The organism is Micromonospora foliorum, assembly GCF_022229015.1.
In the GTDB taxonomy this organism is placed as follows: Bacteria; Actinomycetota; Actinomycetes; order Mycobacteriales; family Micromonosporaceae; genus Micromonospora; species Micromonospora foliorum.
Genome location: NZ_JAKKFF010000202.1, coordinates 1 through 8,994 on the forward strand (window position 1 = coordinate 1; position 8,994 = coordinate 8,994).

6 protein-coding genes are annotated in these 8,994 nt (G+C 72.7%); 4 read left to right on the forward strand and 2 right to left on the reverse strand.

The window, feature by feature from the left end; translation table 11 throughout:
- A partial coding sequence (gene rho / locus PSH25_RS16060) for a transcription termination factor Rho (RefSeq protein WP_238659860.1) occupies positions 1-1,388 on the forward strand: 1,388 nt, incomplete at its 5' end.
- Positions 1,389-1,545: 157 nt separating this feature from the next.
- Positions 1,546-5,040 carry a phosphodiester glycosidase family protein gene (locus tag PSH25_RS16065; RefSeq protein WP_238659861.1) on the forward strand — a complete coding sequence of 1,165 codons (3,495 nt, stop codon included), beginning with the start codon at positions 1,546-1,548 and terminating at the stop codon, positions 5,038-5,040.
- Between the two features lie 43 nt (positions 5,041-5,083).
- Here the strand turns inward: PSH25_RS16065 and PSH25_RS16070 are convergent, their stop codons facing one another.
- Positions 5,084-5,980 carry a phosphatase domain-containing protein gene (locus tag PSH25_RS16070; protein WP_238659862.1) on the reverse strand — a complete coding sequence of 299 codons (897 nt, stop codon included), beginning with the start codon at positions 5,978-5,980 and terminating at the stop codon, positions 5,084-5,086.
- A gap of 275 nt (positions 5,981-6,255) precedes the next feature.
- Between PSH25_RS16070 and rpmE the strand changes: the two genes are divergently transcribed.
- Together rpmE and prfA are read left to right on the forward strand one after the other, a co-directional pair.
- Positions 6,256-6,480: a 50S ribosomal protein L31 gene (rpmE, locus tag PSH25_RS16075; protein ID WP_030333150.1), complete on the forward strand. Its 225-nt coding sequence runs from the start codon at positions 6,256-6,258 to the stop codon at positions 6,478-6,480.
- A gap of 132 nt (positions 6,481-6,612) precedes the next feature.
- Positions 6,613-7,701: a peptide chain release factor 1 gene (prfA, locus tag PSH25_RS16080; RefSeq protein WP_238659863.1), complete on the forward strand. Its 1,089-nt coding sequence runs from the start codon at positions 6,613-6,615 to the stop codon at positions 7,699-7,701.
- A gap of 160 nt (positions 7,702-7,861) precedes the next feature.
- Here prfA and PSH25_RS16085 read toward each other — a convergent pair.
- On the reverse strand, positions 7,862-8,994 hold a 1,133-nt coding region (locus PSH25_RS16085; RefSeq protein WP_238659864.1), incomplete at its 5' end, for a GGDEF domain-containing protein.

Sequence of the window (8,994 nt, forward strand, 5' to 3'; positions counted from 1 at the left end):
ACGACCGGGGGGAGCGTGCCGACCGGGGCGAGCGGGCCGAGCGCAACGACCGGCCCGACCGCGGTGACCGCAACGACCGCAACGACCGTGGTCAGCGGGCCGAGCGGGACAGCGACGACGACGACGGCGAGGGTGGCGGCCGGCGCGGCCGGCGCAGCCGTTTCCGCGACCGTCGCCGCGGGCGCGGCGAGCGCACCGAGACCGGCGCCGACACCGGCGGGCGTGAGCCGCAGGTCAACGAGGACGACGTGCTCGTCCCGGTGGCCGGCATCATCGACGTGCTCGACAACTACGCCTTCGTGCGGACGACCGGTTACCTGGCCGGCCCGAACGACGTGTACGTCTCGATGTCCCAGATCAAGAAGTACGGCCTGCGCCGCGGTGACGCGATCACCGGTGCGGTGCGGGCGGCCCGCGAGGGCGGCAACAGCGGTGACCAGCGGCGCGACAAGTACAACCCGCTGATGCGGCTGGACACGATCAACGGGATGGAGCCGGAGGAGGCGCGGCGTCGTCCGGAGTTCTACAAGCTCACTCCGCTCTACCCGCAGGAGCGCCTGCGGTTGGAGACCGAGCCGCACATCCTGACCACCCGGGTCATCGACCTGGTCATGCCGATCGGCAAGGGCCAGCGGGCACTCATCCAGTCTCCGCCCAAGGCGGGTAAGACGATGGTGCTGCAGGCGATCGCGAACGCGATCACCCGCAACAACCCGGAGTGCCACCTGATGGTGGTGCTGGTGGACGAGCGGCCTGAAGAGGTCACCGACATGCAGCGGTCGATCAAGGGCGAGGTCATCGCGGCCACGTTCGACCGTCCGCCGCAGGACCACACCACGGTGGCGGAGCTGGCCATCGAGCGGGCCAAGCGCCTCGTCGAGCTGGGACACGACGTTGTCGTGCTGCTCGACTCGGTGACCCGGCTCGGTCGGTCGTACAACCTGGCGGCGCCGGCCAGCGGCCGGATCATGTCGGGTGGTATCGACTCCACCGCGCTCTACCCGCCGAAGCGCTTCCTCGGCGCGGCCCGCAACATCGAGAACGGCGGGTCGCTGACCATCATCGCCACGGCGCTGGTGGAGACCGGGTCCATGGCGGACACGGTCATCTTCGAGGAGTTCAAGGGCACCGGCAACGCCGAGTTGAAGCTGGACCGGAAGATCGCCGACAAGCGGACCTTCCCGGCCATCGACATCAACCCGTCCGGTACGCGTAAGGAAGAGGTCCTGCTCGCACCGGAAGAGCTGGCCATCATCCACAAGCTCCGGAAGGTGCTGCACTCGCTGGACTCGCAGGCCGCGATGGATCTCCTGCTGGACCGGCTCAAGCAGTCCCGCACGAACATCGAGTTCCTGATGCAGATCGCGAAGTCGACGCCGGGGGAGTAACCCTCTCCGGGTGACGACGAAGGGGCACGGCCATCTCGGCCGTGCCCCTTCGTCATGTCCCCGGGTCCGACGCCCGCGCCGGGAGTTGATGGAATTTTCCTTCGGTTCAGTCGACAGGTATTGAAACTTCTATTCATGGCCGGGTTGACTGTCGTCCATGCGTACCCGCAGACGATCCGCCCGCCGCACCGGCGTCCTGCTGCTGACGCCGCTGCTCGCCCTGGCCCTGTCGCCGCCGGCCACTGCCGCTCCCACCATCGCCCCGCCCACCGTGGCCTCACCGTCCCTGGCCTCACCCACCATCGCGGAGGACGCCCCGCCCGCGTCCTCCCGCCCCGCCGGCTCGGTCAGCCTGGCCGGCTCCCCGACAGTCGCGACCGCCCCGGCCGTCGGCGTTGGCGGTCTGGAGCCGGCCGGCGGGCTGGAGACCACGAAGGCCACCCGACCGGTGGCGCCCGGCGTGCAGCTGACGTCCTTCGACAGGTACGACGCCGAGGGCTGGCTGCGCGCCGATGCGCTCACCACCGACCTGGGCGGCGGCTCCACCGTCGACTACGTCAACTCCGGCGCGGTCAGCCGCGCCGAGCCGCTGCGAAAGGCGGTGGACCAGTCGCGGGCGGTCGCCGCGGTCAACGGCGACTTCTTCGACATCAACAACTCCGGTGCCGCCCAGGGCGTCGGCGTCCGGGACGGGGAGCTGATCCAGTCCGGGGTCAGCGGTCACCGCAACGCGGTGGCGGTCACCACGAACGGCCTCGGGCGGGTGATCGAGGTGAACTTCGACGGCAGCGCCACCCTGCCCACCGGGCCCGTCCCGCTGACCCAGTTCAACAACATGGTCCAGGCCGACGGCATCGGTGCCTTCACCGACCTGTGGGGGACGTACACCCGGTCGCGTGCCGTGGAGGGCGCGGCCCGGGTGGTCGAGGTCACCGTGACCAACGGTCGGGTGGTCGCGGTGGGAAGCGTGGCCGGCAGCGGCCCGATCGCCGCCGGCAGCACCGTGCTGCTCGGCCGTGACCTCGGCGCGGACGCGCTGGCCGGCCTGCGCGCCGGTGACCCGGTGGCGGTGGCCTGGCGGCCGAAGCCCTCCGACGGCAGCACCCTGCACGCGGCGGTCGGGGGCGGCAACGTGCTGGTCCGCGACGGCGTCGTGCAGAACATCGCCGATCCGACCCTCGCCCCCCGCACCGCTGTCGGGTTCAGCGCCGACGGTCGAAAGATGATCATGCTGACGGTGGACGGTCGTCAGGTCGACAGCCGCGGCGTGACGCAGACCGAGATGGGCCGGATGATGGCCGAGCTGGGCGCCCACCACGCGCTCAACCTGGATGGCGGCGGATCGTCCACGCTGCTGGCCCGGGAGCCGGGCGCGCCCGCCGTGCAGGTGGAGAACGGCCCCTCCGACGGCAGCGAACGGGCCGTGCCCAACGGCCTGGCCATCTACGCGCCGAAGGGCAGCGGGCGACTCACCGGCTACTGGGTCGAGACGGCCAGCGACCCCACCGCCGCCCCGGGTGTCTCACCGGTGCGAGGTGGGCGGCCCGACCGGGTCTTCCCGGGCCTGACCCGCACCCTCACCGCATCCGGCTACGACGAGACGTACGGCCCGGCGGCCGGCGCTCCCACCTGGCGGGCGACCCCTGCGGTACGCGGCCGGGTCGACCGTGACGGCGTGTTCCACGCCGGCGCACCGGGGGCCAGCACGGTCACCGCCGCACGGGGGCGGGTCACCGGCTCGCTGAACCTGAACGTGCTCGGCCCGCTGGCCCGGATCGGCACCACCACGCCGCGGATCGGGCTGACCGGCCGGGACGGTAACGCCCTGGTCGGCGTGGTCGGGTACGACGCCGAAGGCAACACCGCGCCGATCGAGCCGGCCGACCTCACCCTCGACTACAACCGGGACCTGCTGCGGATCACCCCCACCGGGGACGGCAACCTGTCCGTCGCCGCGTTGGGGGACACCGGCTCGGGCCTGGTGACCGTTCGCGTCGGCCGCACGAGCGTGGTCCTGCCGGTCACCGTCGGCCTGACCGACGTGCCGGTCGCCGGTTTCGACGACGCCGCTTCCTGGCGGTTCAGCCAGGCCCGCGCCAGCGGTTCGGTCGCCCCGGCGCCGGGGCACACCGGCACCGGCCTGCGCATGTCGTACGACTTCGGTCAGTCCACCGGCACGCGGGCCGCGTACGCCGACCCGCCCGCCTGGATCGAGGTGCCCGGTCAGCCGCAGGCCTTCGGGATGTGGATCCACGGCAACGGCACCGGGGAGTGGCCCAGCCTGCACCTGCACGACGCCCAGGACACCCAGCACGTGCTGCGTGGCCCACTGATCACCTGGACCGGCTGGCGGTACGTGGAGTTCGCGGTGCCGGCCGGGGTGCAGTACCCGGTGCGGGTACGCCGCTTCTACGTGGCCGAGACGAACGCCGCCGCGCAGTACACCAGCGAGGTGATCATCGACGACCTGGTGGCGAAGGTGCCCCCGACGGTCGACGTGCCGGAGGCGGCCTCGCGTACCGATCGGGTGGTGGTCCGCGACGGCACGGTGGACGGCGCGCCGTGGCGGTTCGCGGTGCTCTCCGACGCCCAGTTCGTCGCCGTCGACCCGGACAGCGACCTGGTCGCCCAGGCCCGGCGGACGTTGCGCGAGGTGCAGGCGGCCCGACCCGACTTCCTCCTGATCAACGGTGACTTCGTGGACACCGCCTACCCGGCCGACTTCGCGCTGGCCCGGCGGATCCTCGACGAGGAGTTGGGCGACGCGCTGCCCTGGTACTACGTGCCCGGCAACCACGAGATCATGGGCGCCCCGATCAGCAACTTCGCCGCCGTGTTCGGTGCCACCTCCCGGGTGTTCGACCACAACGGCACCCGGTTCGTCACGCTGAACTCGTCCACCGGGACGCTGCGCGGCGGGGGCTTCGACCAGGTACGGATGCTCCGCGAGACGCTGGACGCGGCGGCCACCGACCGGCGCGTGGGTTCGATCGTCGTCCTGCACCACCACCCGCCGCGCGACCCCAGCCCGGCGCAGGCCAGCCAACTCGGCGACCGCAAGGAGGCGGCGCTGCTGGAGCAGTGGCTGGCCGACTTCCAGCACCGCACCGGCAAGGGCGCGCTGTTCGTGGGCGGGCACGTCGGCACCTTCCACGCCGACCGGGTGGACGGGGTGCCGTACGTGATCAACGGCAATGCGGGCAAGACGCCGTCCACCCCTGCCGACCAGGGCGGCTTCACCGGCTGGACGGAGTTCGGCGTGGACCCGGTGACCCCGGCCGAGGCGGACCGGGCCCGCCGTGACCCGCTCGCCGAGGGCCCGCGCTGGGTGGACGCGGAGTTCCACGCGCACGTCGACCGGCTCACGGTGGCCGCCCCGGCCAGCGTCGCGGTCGGCACCCCCGCGACGGTCACCGCCACGCTGACCCAGCCCGGCGGGCGTACGGTCCCGGTGGCCGCGCCGGTCAGCGCCGACTGGTCGGCCTCGCCGGGAGTGCACATCGGCTCGGCCGCCGGGGTGCGTCCCTGGCACACCGCCCGGTTCGACCCGGCCACCGGCACCCTGACGGCACTGCGGCCCGGCGCGCCGGTACGCCTGACGGTCGAGGTCAACGGCGCCCGTGCCGAGGCCACCATCACCGTCACCGGGTGAACTGTCCGGACGGGCCCCCACGCGCGGGGCCCGTCCGGACACCTCAGAAGTCGCCGTCGGCCACCTGGAAGACGGTGAGGCCGAGAGACCGCCACATCTGCACCACCTGGACGCGGTCGTCGAAGACGCCGGCCACCCGGTAACGGTCCCGGATCTCCCGGTCGTAGATCTCCCGCTTGACGATCGAGTCCTTCCGGGAGTCGCCGACGGCCCGCAGGTGCAGGCCCAGGTAGGGCACCCGTACGTGCCGGGCCAGCCACGCCTCGGTGGCCGCGCGGGCCGAGGCGTCCCGCCCCGAGCAGAAGACCACCCCGTACCCGGCGGCGTGCATCGCCCGGACCGCCGCGATCACCGCCGTGTTCGGCTGGTCCTGGCCCACCCGGGTCATGTCGTACGGGCTGCGGGAGACGGCCAGCGCGACGGTGCCGTCGATGTCCACCAGAACGATCTCCGGCGGCTCGGTCGACGGTGGGTGCACCACGGCGGGGCTTCCGGTGCGGGCCTGTGGCACCGGCAACGGCAACTCCCGCCCCTGAAGGTACCGCTCGTGCAGCCGGCGGATCGCGTCCGCGCCGACCTGGTCGGCGGCCGGGCGGGCGGCGTCGCGGCGCAGGCACTCGTCCAGCGGCACGTCGGTGAAGTCGTGCACCTCGAAGTCGGCGCCGTGGCGGGCGGCCAGGTCGGCCCAGCCCCGCAGCGTCCGCGCGCGCAGGTTGGTGTCGTCCACGCAGACGTCCGCGCGGGCCCGTAGCAGCGCCTCGACCTGAGCCTGCTGGACGGCGGTCACCTGCGCCTCGGCCCACTGGGTGAACAACCGTTCGCCGTGCAGCATCCGGCGCAGGTCGTCCCGGTTCACCCGCGCGACGGACGGTTGGAGCGTGCGGGCGAACGTCGTCTTACCCGAGGCGGGCAGTCCCCGGGTGGCGATCAGGCGGGTCATCGACGCACCTCCGGCTCGACGGGCGTACCCCGGGCGGGGTACCTGGCGGCTTTCCACCGGGTGCGCGAATGCCCCGTCGGGCGGCGGGAATGCGGACCGGTAGGCACGTGTTGACGATGCCGGACGAGGTGTGCGGCCCGATTACCGGGTCGGCTCAGGCCCATGGCACACTGGTCAATCGGCCACCGGTTCCGGTTCACGCCCGAGCCCGTCGCGTACGGCGCGACGAGCGATGACGGCGACCCGGCGACCACCAACGAGAGGACCGAGGCGAGATGAAGGCAAACATCCACCCGGAGTACGTGACCACCGAGGTCAGCTGCTCCTGTGGCAACACGTTCACGACCCGCAGCACCGCCAAGGGCGGGGCGATCCACGCCGAGACCTGCAGCGCCTGCCACCCGTTCTACACCGGTAAGCAGCGCGTTCTCGACACCGCCGGCCGGGTCGCGAAGTTCCAGCAGAAGTACGCCAAGGTTCAGGCCAAGAAGGCCAAGTAGCTCCTCGTTCGGCGCCCGCGTCCGGTTTTTCGCCGGACGCGGGCGCCGTCCGCATTTTCCTCCGTTTCCGCCCGGCCGTCGGCCTTCCGGCCCCGGCCGGTCGTCGCGCACCGTCGAAGGAGCATCCGCAGCATGAGCAGCGAGCGTCTGGCCGGCCTTCTCGACGAGTACGCGGAGCTGGAGAAGCGGTTGGCCGATCCGGCCATCCACGCCGACCAGGCCACCGCGCGCAGGGTCGGCCGCCGGTACGCCGAGCTGGTGCCGCTGCACAAGGCCGCCGACGAGTTGGAGCAGGCCCGCGCCGATCTGGCCGCGGCTCGCGAGTTGGCCGCCGAGGACCCGTCCTTCGCGGCTGAGGCGGAGTCCATCGCCGGGTCCCTGCCGGTGCTGGAGGAGCGCCTCGCCGAGCTGCTCATCCCGCGTGACCCGCACGACGCCAAGGACGTGATCGTCGAGATCAAGGCCGGCGAGGGTGGCGAGGAGTCGGCGCTGTTCGCCGGTGACCTGCTGCGGATGTACACCCGGTACGCCGAGCGGCACGGCTGGATCACCGAGGTGATCGACGCACAGGATTCCGATCTCGGCGGGGTCAAGGACGTCTCCCTGTCGATCAAGACCAAGGGCGTGCCGGAGGGCGGCAACGGCGTCTGGTCGCGGCTCAAGTGGGAGGGCGGTGTGCACCGGGTGCAGCGTGTCCCGGTGACCGAGTCGCAGGGCCGGATCCACACCAGCGCCGCCGGGGTGCTGGTGCTGCCAGAGGCCGAGGACGTCGACGTCACGATCGACCAGAACGAGCTTCGCATCGACGTGTTCCGCTCGTCCGGCCCGGGCGGCCAGTCGGTGAACACCACCGACTCGGCGGTGCGGATCACCCACCTGCCGACCGGCATCGTCGTCTCCTGTCAGAACGAGAAGTCCCAGTTGCAGAACCGGGAGCAGGCGATGCGGATCCTGCGGGCCCGGCTGCTCGCCGCCGCCCAGGAACAGGCCGACGCCGCCGCCTCGGACGCGCGTAAGGCCCAGGTGCGCACCGTGGACCGCTCGGAGCGGATCCGCACCTACAACTTCCCGCAGAACCGGATCACCGATCACCGGATCGGCTACACCGCGTACAACCTGGATCTGGCGCTCGGCGGCGAGCTGGACGGGGTGCTGGACGCCCTCACCGAGGCCGACCGGGCCGCCCGCCTCGCCGGCGACACCGAGCTGACCCGCCGCTGACCGCGACCGCAACACCGAGCTGAGGCGGTACGCCTCGTCGATCATGGAGTTGTGGTGGGCGAATTGTCGCGCCGTGGCGTTTTCGCGAGGCACCACAACTCCTTGATCGACGCCAGCGTGCCCGGGTGATCGACGCCGGCGCCAGGGGCCTGGCCGGGGGTCAGCTCGCGCGGGGGCGGGTCTTGGCGCGGAGCATCTCGCGGTCGGCCTGCTCGAACGCGACGCTGAGCGCGTCGCGCAGCCCGCTGCCGCCGGAGACCTCGGCGAAGCCGATGCTCACCCCGACCGGGGTGCCCGGCACCAACGATTCCCAGTCCTCCAGGCGGACCGCGGCCTCGATCCGGCGGGCCACCTCGGCGGCCTCGGCCATGCCGGTGTCCGGCAGCACCACCACGAACTCGTCACCGCCGTAGCGGGCCACGAAGTCGCCCCGGCGCATCACCCGGTTGATCACGCCGGCGATGCGTTGCAGCACAAGGTCGCCGGAGTGGTGGCCGTGCCGGGTGTTGACCGCCTTGAAGCCGTCCAGGTCGCAGACGCCGATCACCACCCGTTCGCCCCGGGTGACCACGGCGGTGATGTACCGCTCCAGCCGGCGGCGGTTCGGCAGCCCGGTGAGCGGGTCGGTCAACGCCTCGCCCTCGAAGCGCGCCGCCTCGCGGCGCATCTCCTCGTGGTCGATGCGGGCGGCGATGCCGTCGATGTAGACGTCACGCAGCCGGTCGTTGCGCTGCGCGGCGAGCCGGAACGCCAGCCGGTCGGCCCGGTGCGCCGAGAGGTGGTCCCCAGCGCGGGTCAGCGCGATGCTGCGCAGCCGGGCCGGCTCGGCCGCCCCGAGCGTCTCGTTGGACACCTGGACGGTGTCCAGTCGGGCGACCGCCTCGATCGGCCGCCCGTCGGCGACGGCGAGGCACACCTGCCCGAGCTGACGCAGGTCGCGGGCGCGGGCGCTGTCCCCGCCGTGGCTGATCAACCGGGCCGGCTGGGCGCCTTCGGTCGCCACCTGGTCGCCGAGGGCGGCCTGTCGGGCCGCCGCGTAGCCGCACGCGGCGAGGCTGCTCGGGCGCAGCTGGCCGGCCCGCCCGGCGCGGACGAAGCGGGCCAGGTCGGCGGCCACGTCCCGCAGCACCCGCAGGCAACCGTCGCTGTCGCCGGTGTGGTCCAGGGCCACGGCGTTGCGGAGCCGGAGGCCCGGCGCGGCGAACGCAGCGTCCGGGATCCCGGCGGTCAGCCCGGGCTGCCGGGCCACCACGTGGGCCGCCAGGCACACACCGCGGAACGTGACGTGGCAGG